The organism is Xanthomonas sp. 3058 (genome assembly GCF_014199765.1).
Taxonomy (GTDB): domain Bacteria; phylum Pseudomonadota; class Gammaproteobacteria; order Xanthomonadales; family Xanthomonadaceae; genus Xanthomonas; species Xanthomonas campestris_B.
On the sequence record NZ_JACHOF010000001.1, the window covers coordinates 48367 to 69344 of the forward strand.

Annotated in this window: 24 protein-coding genes and 1 pseudogene; 12 read left to right on the forward strand and 13 right to left on the reverse strand. The window is 64.2% G+C overall.

Annotated elements, in window-relative coordinates; all coding sequences use genetic code 11:
* Window positions 1-5 precede the first annotated feature (5 nt).
* Window positions 6-440: a 30S ribosomal protein S6 gene (rpsF, locus tag GGR61_RS00220; protein ID WP_055844662.1), complete on the reverse strand. Its 435-nt coding sequence runs from the start codon at window positions 438-440 to the stop codon at window positions 6-8.
* A gap of 449 nt (window positions 441-889) precedes the next feature.
* Window positions 890-1228, reverse strand: a complete 339-nt coding sequence (locus tag GGR61_RS00225) for an iron-sulfur cluster assembly accessory protein (protein ID WP_184406236.1) — start codon at window positions 1226-1228, stop codon at window positions 890-892.
* Between the two features lie 206 nt (window positions 1229-1434).
* Here GGR61_RS00225 and asnS point away from each other — a divergent pair, with 206 nt between their 5' ends.
* From asnS to GGR61_RS00250, 5 genes and pseudogenes are all read left to right on the forward strand, one after another.
* Window positions 1435-2829 carry an asparagine--tRNA ligase gene (gene asnS, locus GGR61_RS00230; RefSeq protein ID WP_184620075.1) on the forward strand — a complete coding sequence of 465 codons (1395 nt, stop codon included), beginning with the start codon at window positions 1435-1437 and terminating at the stop codon, window positions 2827-2829.
* A pseudogene (locus tag GGR61_RS00235) lies at window positions 2804-3207 on the forward strand (ADP-ribosylation/crystallin J1). The gene asnS and the pseudogene GGR61_RS00235 overlap by 26 nt, the downstream one beginning before the upstream one ends.
* Complete coding sequence (locus tag GGR61_RS00240; RefSeq protein WP_184406233.1) at window positions 3204-3509, forward strand: hypothetical protein; 306 nt, start codon at window positions 3204-3206, stop codon at window positions 3507-3509. Before GGR61_RS00235 ends, GGR61_RS00240 begins: the two are co-directional and overlap by 4 nt.
* Window positions 3506-3832 (forward strand): hypothetical protein, encoded by a 327-nt coding sequence (locus GGR61_RS00245; protein WP_184620076.1) that lies wholly within the window; start codon window positions 3506-3508, stop codon window positions 3830-3832. Before GGR61_RS00240 ends, GGR61_RS00245 begins: the two co-directional genes overlap by 4 nt.
* Before the next feature lies 1 nt (window position 3833).
* Window positions 3834-4469, forward strand: a complete 636-nt coding sequence (locus GGR61_RS00250) for an FMN-binding negative transcriptional regulator (RefSeq protein WP_184406231.1) — start codon at window positions 3834-3836, stop codon at window positions 4467-4469.
* Window positions 4470-4612: 143 nt separating this feature from the next.
* Here GGR61_RS00250 and GGR61_RS00255 read toward each other — a convergent pair whose 3' ends face one another.
* The 11 genes from GGR61_RS00255 to GGR61_RS00305 all read right to left on the reverse strand — a co-directional run bounded on the left by GGR61_RS00255 (window position 4613) and on the right by GGR61_RS00305 (window position 12048).
* A complete protein-coding gene (locus GGR61_RS00255; RefSeq protein ID WP_184406230.1) occupies window positions 4613-5302 on the reverse strand; it encodes a hypothetical protein in 690 nt (229 codons plus the stop codon).
* A gap of 66 nt (window positions 5303-5368) precedes the next feature.
* Window positions 5369-5938: a hypothetical protein gene (locus tag GGR61_RS00260; RefSeq protein WP_184620077.1), complete on the reverse strand. Its 570-nt coding sequence runs from the start codon at window positions 5936-5938 to the stop codon at window positions 5369-5371.
* Window positions 5939-6397: 459 nt separating this feature from the next.
* Entirely contained in the window at window positions 6398-7111 is a 714-nt protein-coding gene (locus GGR61_RS00265; protein WP_184406323.1) for a response regulator transcription factor, read from the reverse strand.
* 375 nt (window positions 7112-7486) lie between these two features.
* The gene (locus tag GGR61_RS00270; protein ID WP_184620518.1) at window positions 7487-8356 is read right to left on the reverse strand and encodes a hypothetical protein; all 870 of its coding nucleotides are present in this window, start codon (window positions 8354-8356) and stop codon (window positions 7487-7489) included.
* A gap of 169 nt (window positions 8357-8525) precedes the next feature.
* A complete protein-coding gene (locus GGR61_RS00275) occupies window positions 8526-9269 on the reverse strand; it encodes a hypothetical protein (protein ID WP_184620078.1) in 744 nt (247 codons plus the stop codon).
* Window positions 9154-9492 (reverse strand): hypothetical protein, encoded by a 339-nt coding sequence (locus GGR61_RS21325; protein WP_326520615.1) that lies wholly within the window; start codon window positions 9490-9492, stop codon window positions 9154-9156. Before GGR61_RS21325 ends, GGR61_RS00275 begins: the two co-directional genes overlap by 116 nt.
* Window positions 9489-9962 (reverse strand): hypothetical protein, encoded by a 474-nt coding sequence (locus tag GGR61_RS00285; RefSeq protein WP_184406227.1) that lies wholly within the window; start codon window positions 9960-9962, stop codon window positions 9489-9491. The genes GGR61_RS21325 and GGR61_RS00285 overlap by 4 nt, the downstream gene beginning before the upstream one ends.
* Window positions 9963-10223, reverse strand: coding sequence for a hypothetical protein (locus GGR61_RS00290; RefSeq protein WP_184406226.1), 261 nt, complete (start codon window positions 10221-10223; stop codon window positions 9963-9965).
* 47 nt (window positions 10224-10270) lie between these two features.
* Window positions 10271-10888, reverse strand: a complete 618-nt coding sequence (locus GGR61_RS00295; RefSeq protein WP_184406225.1) for a DUF2589 domain-containing protein — start codon at window positions 10886-10888, stop codon at window positions 10271-10273.
* A 50-nt stretch (window positions 10889-10938) separates the two neighbouring features.
* Entirely contained in the window at window positions 10939-11469 is a 531-nt protein-coding gene (locus GGR61_RS00300) for a DUF2589 domain-containing protein (protein ID WP_184406224.1), read from the reverse strand.
* Between the two features lie 42 nt (window positions 11470-11511).
* Window positions 11512-12048 carry an N-acetylmuramidase gene (locus GGR61_RS00305; RefSeq protein ID WP_184620079.1) on the reverse strand — a complete coding sequence of 179 codons (537 nt, stop codon included), beginning with the start codon at window positions 12046-12048 and terminating at the stop codon, window positions 11512-11514.
* Window positions 12049-12204: 156 nt separating this feature from the next.
* Between GGR61_RS00305 and can the strand changes: the two genes are divergently transcribed.
* From can to GGR61_RS00340, 7 genes are all read left to right on the forward strand, one after another.
* Window positions 12205-12867 carry a carbonate dehydratase gene (can, locus tag GGR61_RS00310; RefSeq protein ID WP_184406222.1) on the forward strand — a complete coding sequence of 221 codons (663 nt, stop codon included), beginning with the start codon at window positions 12205-12207 and terminating at the stop codon, window positions 12865-12867.
* Window positions 12868-12952: 85 nt separating this feature from the next.
* Window positions 12953-13483 carry a 3-hydroxyanthranilate 3,4-dioxygenase gene (locus GGR61_RS00315; RefSeq protein ID WP_184406221.1) on the forward strand — a complete coding sequence of 177 codons (531 nt, stop codon included), beginning with the start codon at window positions 12953-12955 and terminating at the stop codon, window positions 13481-13483.
* 264 nt (window positions 13484-13747) lie between these two features.
* Window positions 13748-15889, forward strand: coding sequence for an FUSC family protein (locus GGR61_RS00320; protein ID WP_184620080.1), 2142 nt, complete (start codon window positions 13748-13750; stop codon window positions 15887-15889).
* Between the two features lie 33 nt (window positions 15890-15922).
* Entirely contained in the window at window positions 15923-17194 is a 1272-nt protein-coding gene (gene kynU / locus GGR61_RS00325; RefSeq protein ID WP_184620081.1) for a kynureninase, read from the forward strand.
* A gap of 146 nt (window positions 17195-17340) precedes the next feature.
* Window positions 17341-18708: an NAD(P)/FAD-dependent oxidoreductase gene (locus GGR61_RS00330; RefSeq protein WP_184406218.1), complete on the forward strand. Its 1368-nt coding sequence runs from the start codon at window positions 17341-17343 to the stop codon at window positions 18706-18708.
* Window positions 18709-18814: 106 nt separating this feature from the next.
* Complete coding sequence (gene sbcB, locus GGR61_RS00335) at window positions 18815-20260, forward strand: exodeoxyribonuclease I (RefSeq protein ID WP_184620082.1); 1446 nt, start codon at window positions 18815-18817, stop codon at window positions 20258-20260.
* Window positions 20257-20943, forward strand: a complete 687-nt coding sequence (locus tag GGR61_RS00340; protein WP_184620083.1) for a DUF2461 domain-containing protein — start codon at window positions 20257-20259, stop codon at window positions 20941-20943. The genes sbcB and GGR61_RS00340 overlap by 4 nt, the downstream gene beginning before the upstream one ends.
* Window positions 20944-20978 lie beyond the last annotated feature (35 nt).

Genomic DNA, 20978 nt, shown 5'->3' on the forward strand with positions numbered 1-20978 from the left:
GCTCCTTAAGCGGCTTCGGCGTTGTCGCCGTCGGTATCGGTGGCGGCAGGTGCAGCATCGCCTTCCTCGTCGTCACGACGACGACGCTCGCTACGCTCGGGCTTGTCGCCCTTCTCGTCCTTGCTCTTCATGATCAGCGACTGCTCGGTGTCCGGGCCGTCGCGCTTGACCACCAGGTGACGCAGCACCGCATCGTTGAAGCGGAAGCTTTCCACCAGCTCGCTCAGCACGGCCTGGTCGACTTCGATGTTGAGCAGCACGTAGTGCGCCTTCACCAGGTTCTGGATCGGGTAGGCCAGCTGACGACGGCCCCAGTCTTCCAGACGGTGGATGGTGCCGTTACCGCCCTCGATCAGCGACTTGTAGCGCTCGATCATGGCCGGGACCTGCTCGCTCTGATCCGGGTGGACCAGGAACACGACTTCGTAATGACGACTCATGTTGTATTACCTTTCGGATGTGGCCACGTGGGCCGGACAGCTCCCCGGTGACCCGCGCAAGGCGGCCGGTGGAGCAAGGGTTCCCGCCCGGAACCGGGCAGGAAGCAGGAAAGTATGGCAGTTCAGTCGCTTAGCCGCAACCGGGCGCCCGGCGGAGAGGTTCTAAGTCCGTCCCCTCCGGGCGATCAGGACTGTTTGCGTGCCACTGTCGCGCCTGCCCTGGAGCGCCCGCGCCGCAACCGCGGACCGAGCCGCGCGTGCCTGGGGTGAGCGGACCGAGCGAGAAGCAGTGGAGCAGTCGGTGATGCAATTCAGACGGCGCGTGGCGAGGCCTCTGTCATCGGGTGTGCCGGCAGATCTCCGAGGCGCGCCCTGATCGGCCCCTTCGGGGCACCTTCTGTCCCGACGGGAGAAGGAAATCACGCCAATGCCGCCGACTCAGGCCGTGCTCAACGATGCTCGGCTTCGGTCGTGAAACTCTCCCCACACCCACATTCGGCGGTGGCATTGGGATTGCTGAAGGTAAAGGTCTCGCTGAGGCCGTGCTTGCCGAAGTCGATGCAGGTGCCGTCCACCAGGGGCAGGCTGACCGGATCGACGAAGATACGCACCCCACCCTGCTCGAATACCGCATCGTCATCGCGCTGGTCGCGCGCCAGATCGGTGATATGGCCCCAGCCGGAGCACCCGGTCTTGGTCACACCAAAGCGCAACCCCAGCGTACCCGGGGTCTGCTGCACGAAACGCTGCACGCGCTCCAGCGCGGCGGGGGTGAGGCTGATGGCCATGAGGTGGCTCCAGAAACGATGGCGACAAGTATAGCGAGGCTGCAATCGACCGAGGCTGCGTCCTCGGCTATCGCGTCATCCACAGGTGGGGGCATGGCAAGGCCTGGACAAGCGCATCGACCGCAAGCGGTTCAGATGCTCGCGCCAGCGCGTCCGCAGCCAGTAAACTCGCAGACCATTCAAAGTCGCTACGGCGAGGACAAGTCATGACGGTGGTCAGCGTTGAACATGCGCTTGCGGGCAAGCTCCCCGAAGGCGGCGAAGTCACGGTACGGGGGTGGGTGCGCACCTTGCGCGGATCTGCCGGACTGGCCTTCATCAACGTGACCGATGGCTCGTGCTTCGCCCCGATCCAGGTGGTGGCCACCGAGGCGCTACCCAATTTCGACGACATCAAGCGCCTGACCAGCGGCTGCTCGGTGATCGCCAAGGGCGTGCTGGTGAAGTCGCAGGGCAAGGGCCAGTCGTTCGAGATCCAGGCCAGCGGCGTGGAGATCGTCGGTTGGGTCGAAGACCCGCTGACCTACCCGATCCAGCCCAAGCCGATGTCGCCGGAGTTCCTGCGCGAAGTGGCGCACCTGCGCCCGCGCACCAACCTGTTCGGCGCGGTCACCCGCATCCGCAACTGTCTGGCGCAGGCGGTGCACCGCTTCTTCCACCAGAACGGCTTCAACTGGATCAGCACCCCGATCATCACCACCTCCGACGCCGAAGGCGCCGGGCAGATGTTCCGCGTCTCCACGCTGGACATGGTCAACCTGCCACGCGATGCCAAGGGCAACGTGGACTTCAGCCGCGACTTCTTCGGCAAGGAAACCTTCCTGACCGTGTCCGGCCAGCTCAACGTGGAGGCGTACTGCCTGGCGCTGAGCAAGGTCTACACCTTCGGCCCGACCTTCCGCGCCGAAAACAGCCACACCACGCGCCATCTGGCCGAGTTCTGGATGATCGAGCCGGAAATCGCCTTCGCCGATCTGGCCGAAGACGCGCGCCTGGCCGAGCAGTTCCTCAAGTACCTGTTCCGCGCGGTGCTCGACGAGCGCGGCGACGATCTGGCATTCCTGGCCGAGCGCGTGGACAAGAACGCGATCGCCAAACTGGAAGCCTTCATCAATGCCCCGTTCGAGCAGATCGACTACACCGAGGCGGTGAGGCTGCTGCAGGACTCGGGCAAGAAGTTCGATTTCCCGGTCGAATGGGGCCTGGACCTGCAGACCGAGCACGAGCGCTGGCTGACCGAAGAACACATCGGCCGCCCGGTGGTGGTGACCAACTATCCCGAGCACATCAAGGCCTTCTACATGCGCCTGAACGACGACGGCAAGACTGTCGCGGCGATGGACGTGCTGGCGCCGGGCATCGGCGAGATCATCGGCGGCAGCCAGCGCGAAGAGCGCCTGGATGTGCTGGATGCGCGCATGGCGCAGTTCGGCCTGGATAAGGAGCACTACAGCTGGTACCGCGATTTCCGTCGCTACGGCTCGGTGCCGCATGCCGGCTTCGGCCTGGGGTTCGAGCGCCTGGTGGTCTACGTGTGCGGGCTGAGCAATATCCGCGACGCCATCCCCTACCCGCGTGCGCCGGGCAGCGCGGAGTTCTGAGTGAACACGGAGGCGGCCACCGTCACGATGTATCGCCCGTTGGGACCGGAGGAATACGCCCTGGTGCGTGACTCCGGCTTCCGACGCTGGCCGCCGCGATTGCCTGAGCAGCCGATCTTCTATCCGGTCACCAATCAGCGCTATGCCGAGGAAATCGCATCGCGCTGGAACGTCAAGGACAGCGGCGTTGGCTATGTGGCGCAGTTCGATGTGCTCGCTGCGTTCGTCGACCAATACGCCAGTCAAAAAGTCTGCGGCGCGCATCACACCGAGTCGTGGATTCCGGCCGAAGACTTGGACACATTGAACGAGGCGATCGTCGGCCTCATCACGATCATCGCCTGCTTCGATGCCCCGCCCCAGGAGCACTCCACATGATCCTGTTCTTCGCGCTATGTTTCGTCGGTGTCGCCGTCGCCGGACTCACCGCGCTGCTGATCTTCTGGCCACTGACCCTGGTGCACATGCGCGACCGCCATCCCGACGCGCTGGCCAGCTTCGGCGACCCGGCCTTCATCAGCCCTACCGCGTGGCGCTGGTTGTTGGCGCGCCGCTACCGCAGCTACCGAGACAGTGCGCTGTCCGGTCTGGCCACACCCGCCTGGCTCTCGCTGCTGACCATCTTGTTCGGCCTGGGCATGGCGGCCCTGCTCGGCCTGCTTTCGAAGGTAATGGCATGACTACACAGCACGACACCACGCAGAACGACCACGATTCGTGGTGGCTGGCCACCATCGGCCGCACGCTGATCTGGGCGCGCCTGCGCGTCAAGGAAGCCGGTACCGCCGAAGTCCTGGACAGCGACGGCAAGATCCTGCCCTACGACAGCGAAGACACCGCCCGCGCGGCCTTGTTCGATGCCGAATTCGTCGCGCTCGACGGGCTGGACGAAGAAGACGCGCTGATGCGCGGCTTCTCGCTCGACGAAGTGGCGCCGCCGCGTGGCGAGAACGATGCGGACCTGCGCGAACGCATGGTGGTGACCCTGGGCGGTCGCGCCTGACATGTACGCTCCACGCACGTTCGTGCAGACCGATCTGGCACTGCTGGACTGGCTGATGGCACGCGACCCGTTCGTCACCGTGATCAGCCAGGGCGACGATGGAGTGCCGGCAATCTCGCATCTACCGGTGCTGTACACACGCAACGCGCAGGCAGTTGTGATCGAGGGCCATTGGGCGCGGCCGAACCCGCAGGCGCGCGCGCCCGGCGATGCGGTGATCGTGGTGCAGGGCCCGCACGCCTACGTGTCGCCGAGCTGGTATCCGGACAAGGAAGCGGCCGCGCGCGTACCGACCTGGAATTACGCGGTCGCGCATCTGCATGGACGTTGCGAGCAGGTAAGCGATGAGGCGGAACTGGGCGATTTGATCGGTCGCATGAGCACGCACTTCGAACAGCGCGTCGGCAGCGACTGGCTGTTCGAGATGGAGCGCGACAGTCACCGTCGCCAACTGCGCGGCTTGGTCGGCTTCCGCTTCGTGCCCAGCCGCATCGAGCTCACCTTCAAGCTCAGTCAGAATCATCCTGCCGCCAATCAGCGCAGCGTCAGCCAGCTCCTGGCGCAGCAACCCGACCAAGCCTCGCACGCGATCGCAGCGTTGATGCAGGCGGCCATGGACGCCGATACGACGCGCTGAGACGCCCGCAGCCGCACACGCGAAAAGCGGCTCACCAGAAGGTTGGGACGCATCGGCTACCTTGTTGGCCAACGCCCGAATCGACCTGCGCGCAGGTCATCGCCCCACCCTCTCCCTGCGGCGGACATCACCCTTCGCCACGCTCATAGCATGATCAGCAGATGCGGGCCATACAACTCGTCGTCGCGCCAACTCTGCGCATCCATGCCCGCTTCGTGCGGCGCAAGCCGATACCGCGCCGGATCGACTCCCAGATTGCGACGTGCAGCCAATGCCTCGGCTCTGGCCCACGGTTTGTAGTGATTGGGAGAGATGAAAAAGCGCGTATTGAGATAGTCGAAGATCAATCGCACATTGCTGCAACCCTCCAATACCACCGTGTATTCCACATACCCGGTCAGCACATCGCTCGTGCCCGAACGTTCACGCTGCCGGTTCTGGACGCATGCCTTGCCCCGCTCCAGGATGTAGTCGTGATAACGCCCGGCACGCCCCAACGGCGATGCTGGATAAGCGAGCACCGGAAGGTAGCGACGGCCACGGTCGTCGTTCTGGTGCACGTCGCGCATGGAACCGTGCACATTTTCGCCGTGCTTGGATTCAGGCACCGCATCGTAGACGCCTGTGGAGCGAAAGATGCTGGCGACCAACGCCCGCAACGGTTCCGCCACCTCTGTCACCGGCACCTGGTAGATCGGCCGCGCAAACGACATGCCAGCAAGCGGCTGCAGCAGCTTGCCGTCACGATCACGTGCGAGCACCCGCTCCAGCGATTGAATGAACTCCAGATTGTCGCCTTGCCCGGTGGTAACGCCATTTTCGGACATGTTCATACCGTTTCCTTGATGCGCAACGGCGTATGCCGCCGTTGCAGATTGATGGACACAGCGGCGGGCTGCCTACTGCAGCGCACGAATGGTGTCTGCGATGTTCTTGCCGCCGGTGTAAGCCTTGGATTGGACATAGTCGATGTAGTCCTGCAACTGCAGCGGCAGCAACGTCGCAGCAGCGTTCGTTGCTCTTTTGAATTCGAGCGTATGCTCGTACATATTCATCAACACACGGTAGCGCGCCAAGTCGACGCGCTCCCCAGCGATGGCTTTCTGCATCGCGCGTTCGATCGGTTCCGAACGCGCGGCCTCGCAGATCAGGCACACCACGACGCTCAACCGATCATTCATCTCGGTACCGTGCTCTCCTCCCTTGGACAATGCGGCAGCCAAGTCGGCTTTTGCGACGTTCGGAAATTTGCTTACATGCTGATAGCTATCCAGTGTGTACTTCGTGCCACCGATGGCATAAGCGTTCAACTCGAAGTTCGGGAACTTCAAGAAGTAGCGCGAGACTTCAACTTCTTCATTCTCCGTCGCGTAGGCCACCTCGACGCAAGCCTTTTTTTCATTGGCATCCCGCACAGCTTTCAGTGCGTTTGCATAGTCCGTCGCAGCAAGTCGCAAAATGGTTTCCATAGAACTCTCCTGTATTGAGTGACGTTGCGTCGCTGTACGCGCCGGATGCGCGACTGGACGCACCACCAGTGTGCGAGGACCGACCATCCCTCGATATCGGTCAGGACCCCAGATCCAGGCGCCTATGCGCGGATCTACCGGCGGGAGTGCGCTCAATGCTGCAGGTGAAGCGGCCCTGGCGTCAGCGTTGGACAAGGCGCGAGCAAGTGACTGATCGCGGCGACGACGAGGCGCTGCGATGGAAGTTGACGCTGCATCTCACTGCCGCTACAGCCGTAGCGGTGACGAAAGGTGCCTGCAGACGTTCGCAAACCACATCGTTGAGCATCGCGCGGACGGCACGGCCAATGCATCGATCAGTAACTGCGCATCGAAGCACCAACTCACACGTAGACACTGCGGCCATGCGCTAAATGCTGCGTGCCTGGCACACCTACTCCCGCAGGGCTTGGCCAACGCTCAGCCAGCCCGACGCGACCGCTGCGGCACAAGCGCCTCCGAGGGCTCGCTGCCGCCGCCTGATGCAGGATCAAGCGGAGAAAGTCCTTGCGCGATTGCATACCGGGTGAGCTGGGCGATGCTTTGGATATTGAGTTTCAACATGCAGTTTTCGCGATGCGTGCCCACCGTTTTCACGCTCAAGTGCAAGCGCGTGGCGATCTGCCTGGTCGACAGGCCTTCGGAGTAGAGCTGCACGACTTCGCGCTCACGTGAGGTCAGCCGGGTATACGCAGAATCGTCTTTGGCGGCTCGACGCAGTCCTGCGATCAGCGAACGCGACATCTGCGGACTGATGTAGATCTGATCCTGACCAACGAGCTGAATCGCACGCAGCAATTCGGCGAAGGTACTGGTTCGCGCCAGATATCCTTTTGCGCCAGCTTCGAAGACTGCGCTGGCACGCATGCAGGCGTCGGACGGAGCAATGCAGATTGCCCGGCTGTTGGGACTGCGTTGAATCAAACGTCGCGTCAGATCGATGCCATTGAGGCCAGGGAGCAGGACATCTACCAGGACGATATCCGGCTGCTCTCTGGCAGCGATCTGAAGACACGCCAGCCCGTCTTCGGCGTGCCCTACCACTTCGAAACCCGGAACCTTTTGCAGCAAAGCGACCATGCCTTCCACGAGGATGGTGCGATCAGCAGCGACGACGATACGTGTCTTCATCATTCCCTCGGTTGCACGAATGGGGTCGGCGATGTGCAGCGGCTTTCGAGCGGCGCGCTGCAGCGAATCGACAGATGCTCGGCAGGAGCACTTGAGCGAGCTTGTCATACGCTCACCTCGGGACCATCGGTCTTGGACTGATTTAGCGACCGTCAAATGCTGGTGTTCACAACGGTGCAGATATGGCTGCGACGCCACGACGGGTACGTTCGCCTGACGTGTGTTAGGCACGTTGCACCGGGGCCGAAGCGAACTGTGCCGCACCAGGCCAAGGCACACCGCCACCTGATGCTCGGTACGCTGCGCCAGACATCGTTTCTGCGTACGGCTGCTGATGAAACACGCACGCTGGTCTAGCTGCAGCTCACGCACGAAAGATTACGAATCGCCGGACATCATCTGCCTGGCAAGGCCGGTCAGTTGCTGACGCACCTGATCCAGACGCGGGTCCGCTTCCATCTCACGCTGCAGGTCCAACAGGCCTGCGGCAAGTTCGCCACGCACGCGGATGCCTTCGGACTCGGCCGATGCGCGCTGCGACTGGATCGCGGCAGCGGCCTGTTGGCCGGAATCGCCGCGTACGACAGTTTCCATGACGTCGACCATGCGTTGCAGCAGGCGATAGACGGCGCTTGCCGAAAAGCCGCCCATCATCGCCAATGCGGGCTTTCCGAACGCGCCCAGGCTACTTTCGGCGAACATATCCTCCGGCAGCAACTCCACCAGGATCAGGCCAGCGATGAGGCCCAAGATCATGCGCGCCGCATAGGAAGAATCGAAGCGCGGATCGTATGTCGCATCGGCGACGTAACGGTGGGCCTGGAACAGCGCGGAAAACGCTGCGCCAAGCCCGGCACAGGCCAGGATAAACATCACATTCCAGCCCAGCGTGCTGCCCGAGGAGTCAAGAAACCCCAGCGCGATGTTCTGCTCGTTAACCAGGCTGGACATAGCCAACCCGACCACTGAAGCCAGGCAGCCGACCGAGCTCAAGGTCAAGGTGCGGATCAGCGGAATCGGCCCGAGCCAGCGCAACAGGCCGCCGCGCAGCCGCTCCCGCTCGATCAGCACTACCGCCTGCGGCGTTGCCGGCTGGATCGCTCGCACCAGCTGTCGGTGCAGACCGGCCAATTCGCGCGCGCCGGCTTCGCCGTGCAGGGAAGCGCCAGGCATTACCCGTAGTTCCGCCAGCCGGCCGGGTAAATCGGGGGACATGGCCAGTCCCTGCTTTAGCGCATAGGACACCATGGCCCGGCATTCGAGCTCCAGTTGTTCAAGCACGCTGGAGAATGCCGGCCCGGCGAATCCTGCCGGCGAGACGGACGGCGCCACCGCGCGTCGCCGCAGGCCCATGCGCATCCTGGCTCGCTTCCACATAAATGATGTCCTTACTGGCAGACGCGCCCCTGCAACAATCTCAGGGCATCCGCTCAAACAGCGCGATATCGCGCTGACCTTTCACAACAAGAGCAAGCTCTGCGCTTCCATCGTCGCGGATCCGCAGACTGGCCTGGTCATCGCTGAGCTGACGGCAATAGCCTCTATCGTTGGCCCCGACCCAGGCATTCAACGCGCCTGCCGCACGCCCGGCATAGCGCAACTCCACTTGGCAGTCGCGAGGGGCGCCGTAGCGCAGGCGACCGAGCACGTCTCCCGGGCGGATTGTGGTCGCCACGATCTCCAGCTGTGCGGAAATCAGGCCCGTCCCGCGCCAGCGCCCGGCTTCGGCCAATCCTGTACTGCTCTGGTCCAAGGCAACGACCAACGGCGAGTCGCGGCCGGGCAGCGTGAGTTGCATACCAGACGTCGCCCCCTCCGACACCTGAAGCTGCGCACGCCCACCGGTTAGCGCGTCGCAGAACTTGCCGCCATTGCGCGACAGCAGCGCGTAACCGTCCGGCTGCGCTCGTAGCTCAAGCGCGCAATTGAAAGGAGGCCCAAGCCGCACGTCCGCCGTCTGGGTGCCGTCGGCTCCCGCCGCGCGTCCGCTCAGACGGACATAGACCGGGCCCGCACCGCCGTTGGCGGACAATATCCCGCGCCAGTCACCCGCCGGAATGCTGCCAGCGGGAGCGGCCTGTACTGCAGTCAGCGAAAGACACAAGGCCACTGCCGAGGTGATGCGGAAGATGTGAGGTTGATGATGAGATTGACCAGACATGAGAAAGCTCCGATAAGAAGTTGGACAGGATGGAAAGATTGATCGAACTGCTGCTCAGCACACCGGCTGCAGCAATCACCAGAACAGCAACCAAGCAGATGATGAAGATGGATCGCCGCCGGCGCCGAGACCGCCGACAGAGATCTGCATGCAGGGCGGCCACATCGGTTCCCAGCCGCTCGGCGACCGCACGGGCATCGGCGTCTGACAGCAGCAACCTCACGGCACCGCTCCGGGATCTGAAAGTGGCACGTCCACGAACGGATGAAGCGTCCACTCCTTCAACGCAATGCCATCGAACCAAAGCACACCACGCGGACACTCGCTGCCTTGATAGCCAATTTTCAGCGTATGGCTAGGCTTACGGCTACGTGGCGGCGCGATACTCAGTGCCAGTCCGGGAGCGCCGTCGCTGTGCGTGACCGGCTCTACCTGCACTTGCAGCGTCAACGAAAATTCGCTGATTTGCGATAGCCGCAGCGCACGCAATTGGCAGACCGGAATGGTGAGCATGGCCTCCGTTCCGGCCTTAGCCGTTTCCTCACCATCCACGCAGCGAACCTCCATGTCGCATGCGGCCGCCGCAGCATCCACCAGTGCGGCGTGCCGCTGGCGGCACCGCTGTTGCGCTCGTCGGACAGCCTGATCGAGCAGCTCCACAAAGGCGTCCAGCGAATAGGTCGCGCGTGCCATCTACGACTCCGTCAGCCAGATCGGCTTGCGCTTGAACCCGACGTGGTAGCACAACCATTGCAGCACTACCTGATGTTCGCCCAGCTGCAGGATATTGAAGCTCTTCTCGATCCCGACGATCGCCCCCTTGGGCGCTTCGCTGAGGCAGCGATTGAGCAGCTGCTGCGCGGCCTCGACCTGCTCGGCGGTCTGCATCTTTGCCGGGTTGTCGCTGCCGACGACGATGCGCTTGATGTAGCTCACTTCTGACAAATCGATCATCGGCAACGACTCGGTTGATGGAAAGGTGCAGGACTCAACAGCGACGCTTAGAGCACCGGCACAGGCGCGGCGACTTTGCGTGGCGCTGCGGCGGTCTGCAGGATGTCGAGCACGCGCGACAGCCCTTCGGGCGTGCCGCGATCTTCGGCGTGCAATGCGACGTGATACTTGGCCGAGTTATCCGAAGAGCGCGTGTTTTCCTTGTGGCTGGACACAGAGCCCTGCACGTTGACCTTGGCCTTGAACACGCCCCAGCCGACGCTTGCCTCCAGATCCACCTTGAGGCTCTTGTCTTCGGCTTCCTTTTCCGAGAACGAGGATTTGACTTCCATGTCGAAGGTCACATCCACGGTCTGAATGCTCAGATTGGGAACGTTGACCAAGGTCAGCAACGGCACAACGATCTCGACTTCCTCCTCGGCCATCCCGGTACCGCTGGGGTCTTCGACCGGGCGCTTGAACTTGAACTGCGCGGTCCGCGTGCCCCCGTTTCCGTTGGGATCGGCAGGGTCGGTCGGCGGCAGGAAGCCGATGACCTTGATGAAGTCGGCGGTGGCGCGGGCCAGCATGACCTGCGCATCGCAGGCTGCACGCAACGGGGCGCCGATCAGGTCCGCCATCGGCAGGCCCTTGAATTGGTCGGACATATTGACGATATCGCTCATGGTGTTCTCCTGAAGAGTGGTTGTTTGGTAAAAATCGATGACGGTCGGAATCAATCTCCCTTGACCGTTTTGAACACGCCTTGCGACTGCGCAAGGCGATTAATGAGACGTGCCACGCCTTCGGTCGGCTCGCTGCCTTCCACGCGCAACACGACATGCACCGCACTGTGACGCGCACTTTTTGCGTTGGAGCCGAGGTCGATGCCGATCTGGCCGGGCAGCGCTGGCGGCTTGGGATGCCAGTCCTCGACGGCGGCTGGAACCGCCAGCGACGCCGGCAACACGGTTTCGTCCAACTCGCTGAGTTCGCCGAGTTGTGCATCGAAGCTGATCTCTACGTCCTTGATGCGCAGGACGTTGGACGACACCAGCGGCAACAGCGGTGCGCGATACAGGTCTTCGTCGTTCTCGCCCGCTTCCGGGTGCTGCGACGGCAAGCGGATCAGGACGCTTCTGGGACGGTTGTCCTCGTCGAAGAACGCGCTTAGGTTGGCCATCTGGTGCTGTTCGATCCGGTCCTGGGCGTCGATGACCGCGCCGGCCAGTGCTTCGATCAGATCGTTGAGGGATATTTGCGCCATGTCGGGTTCGCTGGTCGGAGATGTCGCTGGGCCGGTACCGGCTCAGACCAAGTCGGGAAAGGAATCCACGCGTGCCAGCCATCCCTTCAGAAACTTGCCAAGCGCCGGTCGCGCGGCGACCAATCTCTGGTAGTAGTCTTTGCGGCCGGCCTTGTAGCGTGCATACAGGTCCTGCTGGTTACTGGATGCCAGCGCGGCGAAGGTCGCCGGTCCCATCCGCCCGTCCGCCACCAAGGCGCCGCCGGTCTGGCCATTGAGCACGGTCTGCAGCAGCTTGATCGCGTTGGCGCCGGCGTTGACATAGAAGTCGAACAGGATGTTGGCCAACGGCTGCAGTGCGATCTGGTCGGCGCGTAGCCGGTCCCAGTACTGCGTCTTGTAAATGATCCCGGCCTGGGCATCGGTCAATGCGCGCAGGTTCGCCAGGCTTGGCTCCACGCCCAACAGGTTCTGGGCGCAGGCCTTGAAGGTCAGTAGCGTGATGCCCTTGTTGGTGGCCCCGCCCGGATCGGCGGGATCGTTGACGAAACCGCCCTCGTGCTTGAGCAGGGTCGGAAAGAACGCGTTGAAGTCAGCCATCGGCGCCACCTGTTGAGTTGATCGGTGGCGCCAGTTTCCGCATCGGCGCAATGGCCTGACATCGGCCGTTCACCGATACTACCGAGCCTGAAAGCTGATTCATCCCGGCCCCCGGCAGGGGCCACCACGATCGCGTTTTCTGGAATACTGCCCCCCATGAACGAGCTCAACCATTTACTTGAAAACAACCGTGCCTGGTCCGAGCGCATCCACCGCGAGGATCCGGAATTCTTTTCCAAACTGTCCACCCAGCAGACGCCCGAGTACCTGTGGATCGGCTGCTCGGACTCGCGCGTGCCGGCCAACCAGATCATCGACATGGCGCCGGGCGAGGTGTTCGTCCATCGCAATATCGCCAACGTGGTGGTGCACACCGATCTGAACTGCCTGTCGGTGATCCAGTTCGCCGTGGACGTGCTCAAGGTCAAGCACGTGCTGGTGGTCGGCCATTACGGTTGCGGCGGCGTGTTTGCCAGCCTGACCCAGAAGCGCATGGGCCTGGTCGACAACTGGATCCGCCACGTCACCGATGTGGCCGACAAGCACGAGGCCTGCCTGCACGATGCCGGCGACCTGTCGCTGCAGCACGCGCGGCTGTGCGAGCTCAACGTGCTCGAGCAGGTGGTCAATGTGTGCCGCACCACCATCGTGCGCGATGCCTGGGACCGCGGCCAGCAGCTCTGCGTGCATGGCTGGGTCTATAGCCTGCGCGACGGACGTGCGCATGACCTGGGCATGTCGATCGACCGCCCCGAGCTGCTGCAGGAACGCTACGACGCGGCACTGGTCCAGATCCAGGCCGATCACGCCGAACGCTGAGCCGCACCCGCACACCGTCTCACCGCGGCGCCCATCGGCGCCGCAGGTTGGCTATGCTGGACGCCTTCTTTGCCGAGGAACGTCGATGCTGGTCCCGCCGATCAACCTGCATGCCTGGATCGAGCAACACCGCCACCTGCTCAAGCCGCCGGTCGGCAACAAGTGCATCCAGCAGGACGGCTTCATCATCATGGTCGTCGGCGGGCCCAACGCGCGCACCGACTATCATTACGACGAAGGCCCGGAGTGGTTCTTCCAGCTTGAAGGGGAGATGGTGCTCAAGGTGCAGGACGAAGGCGTCGCGCGCGATATTCCGATCCGCGCCGGCGAGATCTTTCTGCTGCCACCGAAAGTGCCGCATTCGCCGCAACGCGCCGCCGGCTCGATCGGCCTGGTGATCGAGCGCGAGCGTCTTGCGCACGAGCAGGACGGCTTGCAGTGGTATTGCCCGCAGTGCAACCACAAACTGTACGAAGCGATGTTTCCGCTGCACAACATCGAAACCGATTTTCCGCCGGTGTTCGATCACTTCTACCGGTCGCTCGCGTTGCGCACCTGCGCACAGTGCGGACACCTGCACCCCGCGCCGGAGCGTTATGCCACGCTTGACGCCTGAATCGGCGCTGGCATGCGCCCGCAACGAGCCGGTGTAACGCGATGCGATTGACCTGGGTTAGCGCGCCATCGGTGTCATCAGTGCTTGCCGGCGCCACTGGCTTGCATTGGCTGGGCGCTACCGGACCCAAGGCGCCGCAAACGGCATGACCGGCACATCGCCAGCAGATGTTTGCAGCAACCGCTCGTCGCGGATGCGCCGGTCCGATGCGCCAGTCGGCCCTCGTGGTCTGCTGGGCCGTTCGCGCGCACCGACATCTGCACCATGCTGCGCACCCTGATCGACCTCAAACCGCGCGACGTGCCGCTGCGCGTCGCGCTGCGCAATACCGCCGCAGTAATGTTGCCGTTGGCGCTCGGCGTGGCGACCGGGCAGGTCGCGGCCGGTCTGGCCGTGTGCACCGGCGCGCTCAACACCATGTTCACCGACCAGCCCGGCCCATATCGTGCACGCCTGCAACGCATGTTGATGGCCGCGCTGGCAGCAGGGCTGGCCGCGCTGCTCGGCATCTGGGTCGGCCACCACACCCCTGCGCTGGTCGTTGCCGGCTTGTTGCTCGGCCTCGGCGGCGGCTTGCTGGTGGCGCTCGGCCCGGTGGCGGCGCGGGTCGGGCTGACCAGCATGATCCTGTTGGTGATCAGCGCCGATATGCGCCTGCCGGTGGAACAGGCACCGGGCGTGGCAGCGTTGATCTTCGCCGGTGGCTTGCTCCAGGTCGTATTGGCATTGGCCGCATGGCCGCTGCAACGCTATCGCCCGGAGCGCTTCGCACTTGCCGATCTGATGCGGCAACTGGCGGGCATCGCACGACAACGCCCGGAAGCCAGCGCAGCGCCCCCTGCAACGCAGGAAGTGCTCGATGCGATGGTGATGCTGCACGGCGAGCATCGCTCGCGCGCGATCGCCGTACAGAGCTTTCGCATCATCGCCGAGCTCTGCGATCGGGTGCGGCTGGAGCTGCTGTCGCTGGCCGATGCCGACACCCGCCTGACCGACTCGCAGGCGCGCGCTGCGATCGAGCGCGTGCTCGAACGCAGCGCGATCGTGCTGGAACAACTCGCGTATGCGATGACGATGGGCGAAGATCCGGTCGCCGCCAATGCCTCGATGACCGGCTTCGACGATCTGGTCGCTGCGCTGGCGCACCTGCAACACGACAATGCCGATACCCGCGAGCGCCGGCTGGTGCGTGTGGCGGTGGCGCGCGCGCAAGGCCTGGGCGGCCAGTTGCGCGCACTCATCCGCAACGCGCATTGGGCCAGCAGCCGTGGCGAAATCCAGGCGCAATTGGCCGAAGCGCGCCTGCCTGCGGCACTCAGGCCCGCAGCGACCTGGGCCACGCTGCGCGCCAATCTGGATCTGTCGTCGGTGGCGTTCCGGCATGCGGTGCGCTGTGGCGTCTGTCTGGCGCTGGCGATCGCCTTCCAGCGCTGGCAGCAGATTCCGCACGGCTTCTGGATTCCGATGACCACCGCCATCGTACTCAAGCCGGATTTCGGCGGCACTCTCAGCTTCGGCGCCTTGCGTGTGGCCGGCACCTTCGTCGGTTTGCTGGTCGCCACAGTGCTGGCGCATCTGGCGATGGATGGCGCCAGCATCCGCATGCTCCTGCTGGCAGTGTTCTGCCTGGGCTTCCGCTTGTTGACGCAGGTGAACTACGGCATCGGCGTGGCGTTTTTGACCGGCATGCTGGTGCTGCTGTTGTCCTTCGAGGGCGTGGCCCCGGGCGAGGCCGTCGGTGCGCGCCTGCAGGCGACGGTCGCCGGCAGCGCATGGGCGTTGATCGCCTACGCGCTGTGGCCCACGCGCGAGCGCCGGCATATCCGCGCTTCGCTGGCGCAGCTGTTGACCGCCTACCGCGACCATCTACGCAACTTGTTGCTCGGCCAGATGGAGGATCTGAGCGATACCCGCGCCGCCGCGCGCGTGGCGCGCACCAATGCGCAGGCCTCGATCGAGCGCCTGCGCGGCGAGCCGCGCAGCCGGCGCAATCTGCACGAACTCACGCTCGCCGAATCGCTGCTGGCCAACGGTAACCGGCTGATTCGCGCCACCTTGTCGCTGGAAGCGGTGCTGCGCGATGGCCACGCCTTGCCCACGCTCGAAGCGCTGCCCGCCTTTGCTGAACAGGCCGACCAGGCATTGTCGGAACTGATCGACTGCCTGATCCACGGCGGCATTCCCGCAGCAGCCACCTTGCGTAGCGCCGAGCGCGGCCTCTCCGATGCATTAGCCGCCTTGCCCGATGGCTCGCCCAGCACCGCTGCACTGGCCGACACCGTCGACCGCATCACCGACATTATTGGCACGTTGACCCATCTATTACGCCCTGCCCGACCAGCCTCCGCCGATGCCTCGGCCGAGCCACCAGCCGTGCATGACGGTGCACACGATGCCGGCAGGTAAACTGCGCCACTAACCTGCGTTGCGAGCCTAGTGATGACCGACCCGCTGTCCCGCGCCCATGCCGTTGCACTGGATGCCGCCGACCCGCTGCGCCACCTGCGCGATGCCTTCGTGTTCCCGCAGCATGGCGGCCAGGACCAGACCTATTTCGTCGGCAATTCGCTGGGCCTGCAACCGCGTGCCGCACGCGCGATGGTGGCCGAGGTGCTCGACCAGTGGGGCGCACTCGCAGTGGAAGGCCACTTCACCGGCCCCACCCAGTGGCTGACCTACCACCAGCTGGTACGCGATGGACTGGCACGCGTGGTCGGCGCGCTGCCCGGCGAAGTGGTCGCGATGAATACGCTGAGCGTCAACCTGCACCTGATGATGGCCAGCTTCTACCGTCCCACGCCAGAGCGCGGCGCGATCCTGATCGAAGCCGGTGCGTTTCCCTCCGACCGCCATGCGGTGGAATCGCAACTGCGCCTGCGTGGTCTGGATCCGGCCACGCAGCTGATCGAAGTGGAAGCCGACGAACCCAATGGCACGCTGTCGATGGACGCGATCGCCGCTGCCATCGCGCAGCATGGTCCACGGCTTGCGTTGGTGCTGTGGCCCGGCATCCAGTACCGCACCGGCCAGGCGTTCGAGCTGGGCGACATCGCGCGGCTGGCACGCGCACAGGGCGCGGCGGTGGGCTTCGATCTGGCGCACGCGGTCGGCAATATCCCGCTGACGCTGCACGACGATGGCGTGGATTTCGCGGTGTGGTGCCATTACAAATATCTCAACGCCGGCCCCGGCGCGGTGGGCGGTTGTTTTGTGCACGAACGCCATGCCAACAGCGATTTGCCGCGCATGGCCGGTTGGTGGGGGCACGAGCAGCAGACCCGTTTCCGTATGGACCCGCAATTCGTGCCCTCGCCCGGCGCCGAAGGCTGGCAGCTGAGCAATCCGCCGGTGCTGGCGCTGGCGCCGCTGCGGGCGTCGCTGGAGCTGTTCGATCAGGCCGGCATGCCGGCGCTGCGTGCGAAATCCGAACAACTGACCGGGCATCTGGAGCAGCTGATCCATGCCCGCGTGCCGCAGGTGCTGCAGATCCTCACCCCGGCCGAGCCAGCGCGACGCGGCTGCCAGCTGTCGTTGCGGGTGGCCGGTGGACGTACGCAAGGACGTGCTCTGTTCGAATATCTGCAGTCGGTCGGCGTGCTTGGCGACTGGCGCGAACCGGACGTGATCCGCATCGCACCGGTGCCTTCCTACAACCGTTTCTGCGATCTGCACCAGTTTGTGGAGCAGGTGGAACGCTGGGCTGCCGGCTGAGCGCGACGCGTACACAGCGGCGCGGTAAGGCACAGGCACCCACAGATTTCTCACTTTCACTCAGCTGACCACGCCTCGCACCGGCGCTGGTCGCGCCACTCTCATTTCCTGCCGGCATTCGCGTCCGGCCGCTGCTGGATATCGCATTGAACGCAGTCTCTCCTCGTTCCCTGACATTGATCGGTGCCGGCCTGGCCGGTTGCCTGCTGGCCATCCTGCTGTCGCGTCGCGGCTGGCAGGTCACTGTGTACGAGCGCCGCGGCGATCCGCGCATCAAAGGCTACGAATCCGGCCGCTCGATCAACCTGGCATTGGCCGAACGCGGCCGCCATGCGCTGCGCCAGGCCGGCGCCGAAGAGGCGGTGATGGCCAAGGCGGTGATGATGCGCGGGCGCATGGTGCATCCGTTGGTTGGGGAGCCGCAGCTGCAGCGCTATGGGCGCGACGACAGCGAGGTGATCTGGTCGATCCACCGCGCCGCGTTGAATGTCGCGTTGCTGGATCTGGCCGAACAGTCCGGCGCACGCGTGCATTTTTACCGCCGCCTGCACACCGTGGACTTCGACGCCGGCTACGCGCGCTTCATCGACGACCGCGACGACCAGCCGCACGAAATCCATTTCCAGAGCCTGATCGGCAGCGATGGCGCCGGTTCGGCGTTACGCGCGGCGATGCAACGCAAATCGCCGCTGGGCGAGCGCACCGAATTCCTCGATCATTCGTACAAGGAACTGGAAATTCCGCCGCTGCCGGGCGGGGGGTTTCGCATCGAGCGCAATGCGCTGCACATCTGGCCGCGCGGGCGCTATATGTGCATCGCACTGCCCAACGATGGCGGCACCTTCACCGTCACGCTGTTTCTGCCCAACGCGGGTGAGCCGAGCTTTGCCACCACGCGCACCGGCGACGAAGCGCTGGCCTTGTTCGCGCGCGATTTCCCGGATGCCTTGCCGCTGATCCCGCAACTCAAGGAACATTGGGAAGAACATCCGCCCGGACTGCTCGGCACCTTGACGCTGGACCGCTGGCATCTGGATGGTCGCGCCCTGCTGATCGGCGACGCCGCGCATGCGATGGTGCCTTTCCACGGCCAGGGCATGAATTGCGCGTTCGAAGATTGCGTGGCGCTGGCACAGCAACTGGACACGCACGACGACCTGGAAACCGCGTTCGCCGCGTTCGAAGCCGCACGTCGCGACGATGCGGCCGCGATCCAGCAGATGGCGCTGGAAAACTACCTGGAGATGCGCGACCGCGTCGACGATCCCGACTTCCTGCTGCAGCGCGCGCTCGAACAGCAACTGCAGGCGCGCTGGCCCACCCGTTTCGTGCCGCATTACACGATGGTGACCTTCCTGCGCACGCGTTATTCGATCGCCCTGGCGCGCAGCGAGATCCAGCGCGAGATCCTGGTCGAGGCCACACGCGGGCATACCGACCTGTCGCGCATCGACTGGGCAGCGCTGGAAGCGGTCGTGCATGCGCGTCTGCAGCCGCTGGAAGGCGCGCACTGATCCGCCTGCACAGGCCGGCGTCAGCGTGCCGGCGTGCGGATGAGAGATACTAGGCAGCACCGGCGGCGCGCTCCACAGCGCGCCGCAGATCTGGATTTCATACGGCATGGCTGACAGCTTTCTCTTCTACGACCTGGAAACCTTCGGCCAGGACCCGCGCCGCACGCGCATCGCGCAGTTCGCCGCGGTGCGCACCGATGCGCAACTGCGCGTGATCGAAGAACCGATCAGCTTCTTCGTACAGCCGGCCGACGATCTGCTGCCCTCCCCGTACGCGACCATGGTCACCGGCATCACCCCGCAACACGCACTGCGCGAAGGCGTGAGCGAGGCCGAAGCGTTCGCGCGCATCTCCGAGCAGATGAGCCGGCCGCAGACCTGCACACTGGGCTACAACTCGATCCGCTTCGACGACGAATTCGTGCGCTGCGGGCTGTTCCGCAATTTCTACGACCCATACGAGCGCGAGTGGCGCGGCGGTAATTCGCGCTGGGATCTGCTCGACGTGTTGCGGCTGGTGCATGCGCTGCGCCCGGATGGCATCGTCTGGCCGCAGCGCGAAGACGGCGCCACCTCGTTCAAGCTCGAACACCTGGCCGATGCCAACGCGGTGCGCGAGGGCGATGCGCACGAGGCGCTGTCGGACGTGTACGCCACCATCGGCATGGCGCGCAAATTCCAGCAGCATCAACCCAAACTATGGGACTACGCACTGCGCCTACGCGACAAGCGCTTTGCCGCCACGCTGCTGGACGTCATCGCCATGCAGCCGGTGCTGCATATCTCGCAGCGTTATCCGGCCTCGCGCATGTGCGCCGCCGCCGTGCTGCCGTTGACGCGCCATCCGCGCATCGACAGCCGCGTGATCGTGTTCGATCTGGACGGCGACCCGGACGTGCTGTTGCGCTTGAGCCCGGACGAGATCGCCGACCGACTGTATATCCGCGCCGCCGATCTACCCGAAGGCGAGCAGCGCATTCCATTGAAGGAAGTGCATCTGAACAAGTCGCCCGCGCTGGTGGCCTGGCAGCATCTGCGCGAGGCGGATTTGCAGCGCCTGGGCGTGGACCGCGACGCCGTGCTGGCCAAGGCCGCACGCCTGCGCGAACTCGGCCCCGAGCTGGCTGAAAAGGTCCGCCAGGTGTATGGCAGCGAGCGCGCTGCGGCGCCAGCGGTCAACGATGCTGATGCATCGCTCTACGACGGTTTCCTCGCCGAAGGCGACAAGCGGCTGCTGGCACAGGTGCGGGCCAGCGCACCGGCCGAGCTTGGCGCGCTGGAATCGCGCTTTCGCGACCCACGCCTGATCGAGCTGCTGTTCCGTTACCGTGCGCGCAACTGGCCGCAGACGCTTTCGTTCGACGAGCAGGAACGCTGGAACGCGTACCGCCGTCAACGCCTGCTCGAAGACCGTGGCCTGGGCGAAGTCACGCTCGATCAGTTCCATGCGCAGATCGCGGATTTACGGCTTGCTCACTGCGACGATGCTACCAAACAGACCCTGCTCGATCAGCTCGCCGCCTGGGGTTCGGACCTCCAACGCACGCTATGACCACTTATTTTTCCGACGCCAGCTTCAAGTTCTTGCGCGCCCTGGCGCGCCACAACGACAAGACCTGGTTCAATGACCACCGGCATCAGTACGAGGCGCATGTGCGCCAGCCGTTTCTGCAGCTCATCACCGATCTGCAGCCGGCGCTGGCCGAGGTCAGCGAACACTATCGCGCCGATCCAAAGACCCAGGGTGGCTCACTGTTCCGCATCTATCGCGATGCGCGGTTTTCCAACGACAAATCGCCCTACAAGAACTGGCAGGGCGCGCGGCTGTTTCATGCACGCCGTCGCCAGGTGCCGGCGCCCTCGTTCTATCTCCATCTGCAGCCGGGCGAGAGCTTTGTCGGCGCGGGGCTGTGGCATCCGGAGCCGGACACCCAGCGCAAACTGCGCCAGTTCATCTTCGACAATCCCGCCAACTGGAAAGCAGCCGCGTACGAACCAAAACTGCGCCGCAAATTTGCATTGGACGACAGCGAGAAACTGGTGCGTGCACCGCGCGGGTTTCCCAACGATTTCGAATTCATCGACGATCTCAAGCATCGCAACTGGGCCTATCTGCGCCACCTGGACGACGCCACCATGACCGGCCCGCGCCTGCGCCAGACCGTCGAAGCGGATCTGGTGGTACTGGCGCCGTTTGTCGATTACCTGTGCGCCGCGCTGGACCTGGAATTTTGATGCAGCGCAGCGCGCGCGGAGCGATCGAAGCTGCG

What these genes read in the sequence shown, in the direction of transcription:
- GGR61_RS00245 (WP_184620076.1), top strand. Translation starts at nt 3,506, where the DNA reads ATGACTACACAGCACGACACCACGCAGAACGACCACGATTCGTGGTGG.
- GGR61_RS00285 (WP_184406227.1), bottom strand. Translation starts at nt 9,962, where the DNA reads ATGGCACGCGCGACCTATTCGCTGGACGCCTTTGTGGAGCTGCTCGAT.
- GGR61_RS00225 (WP_184406236.1), bottom strand. Translation starts at nt 1,228, where the DNA reads ATGGCCATCAGCCTCACCCCCGCCGCGCTGGAGCGCGTGCAGCGTTTC.
- GGR61_RS00255 (WP_184406230.1), bottom strand. Translation starts at nt 5,302, where the DNA reads ATGAACATGTCCGAAAATGGCGTTACCACCGGGCAAGGCGACAATCTG.
- asnS (WP_184620075.1), top strand. Translation starts at nt 1,435, where the DNA reads ATGACGGTGGTCAGCGTTGAACATGCGCTTGCGGGCAAGCTCCCCGAA.
- GGR61_RS00295 (WP_184406225.1), bottom strand. Translation starts at nt 10,888, where the DNA reads ATGAGCGATATCGTCAATATGTCCGACCAATTCAAGGGCCTGCCGATG.
- can (WP_184406222.1), top strand. Translation starts at nt 12,205, where the DNA reads ATGAACGAGCTCAACCATTTACTTGAAAACAACCGTGCCTGGTCCGAG.
- GGR61_RS00260 (WP_184620077.1), bottom strand. Translation starts at nt 5,938, where the DNA reads ATGGAAACCATTTTGCGACTTGCTGCGACGGACTATGCAAACGCACTG.
- GGR61_RS00265 (WP_184406323.1), bottom strand. Translation starts at nt 7,111, where the DNA reads ATGATGAAGACACGTATCGTCGTCGCTGCTGATCGCACCATCCTCGTG.
- GGR61_RS00270 (WP_184620518.1), bottom strand. Translation starts at nt 8,356, where the DNA reads ATGGTGTCCTATGCGCTAAAGCAGGGACTGGCCATGTCCCCCGATTTA.
- GGR61_RS00250 (WP_184406231.1), top strand. Translation starts at nt 3,834, where the DNA reads ATGTACGCTCCACGCACGTTCGTGCAGACCGATCTGGCACTGCTGGAC.
- GGR61_RS00305 (WP_184620079.1), bottom strand. Translation starts at nt 12,048, where the DNA reads ATGGCTGACTTCAACGCGTTCTTTCCGACCCTGCTCAAGCACGAGGGC.
- GGR61_RS00275 (WP_184620078.1), bottom strand. Translation starts at nt 9,269, where the DNA reads ATGTCTGGTCAATCTCATCATCAACCTCACATCTTCCGCATCACCTCG.
- GGR61_RS00315 (WP_184406221.1), top strand. Translation starts at nt 12,953, where the DNA reads ATGCTGGTCCCGCCGATCAACCTGCATGCCTGGATCGAGCAACACCGC.
- GGR61_RS00300 (WP_184406224.1), bottom strand. Translation starts at nt 11,469, where the DNA reads ATGGCGCAAATATCCCTCAACGATCTGATCGAAGCACTGGCCGGCGCG.
- kynU (WP_184620081.1), top strand. Translation starts at nt 15,923, where the DNA reads ATGACCGACCCGCTGTCCCGCGCCCATGCCGTTGCACTGGATGCCGCC.
- rpsF (WP_055844662.1), bottom strand. Translation starts at nt 440, where the DNA reads ATGAGTCGTCATTACGAAGTCGTGTTCCTGGTCCACCCGGATCAGAGC.
- GGR61_RS00340 (WP_184620083.1), top strand. Translation starts at nt 20,257, where the DNA reads ATGACCACTTATTTTTCCGACGCCAGCTTCAAGTTCTTGCGCGCCCTG.
- GGR61_RS00320 (WP_184620080.1), top strand. Translation starts at nt 13,748, where the DNA reads ATGCTGCGCACCCTGATCGACCTCAAACCGCGCGACGTGCCGCTGCGC.
- sbcB (WP_184620082.1), top strand. Translation starts at nt 18,815, where the DNA reads ATGGCTGACAGCTTTCTCTTCTACGACCTGGAAACCTTCGGCCAGGAC.
- GGR61_RS00290 (WP_184406226.1), bottom strand. Translation starts at nt 10,223, where the DNA reads ATGATCGATTTGTCAGAAGTGAGCTACATCAAGCGCATCGTCGTCGGC.
- GGR61_RS00240 (WP_184406233.1), top strand. Translation starts at nt 3,204, where the DNA reads ATGATCCTGTTCTTCGCGCTATGTTTCGTCGGTGTCGCCGTCGCCGGA.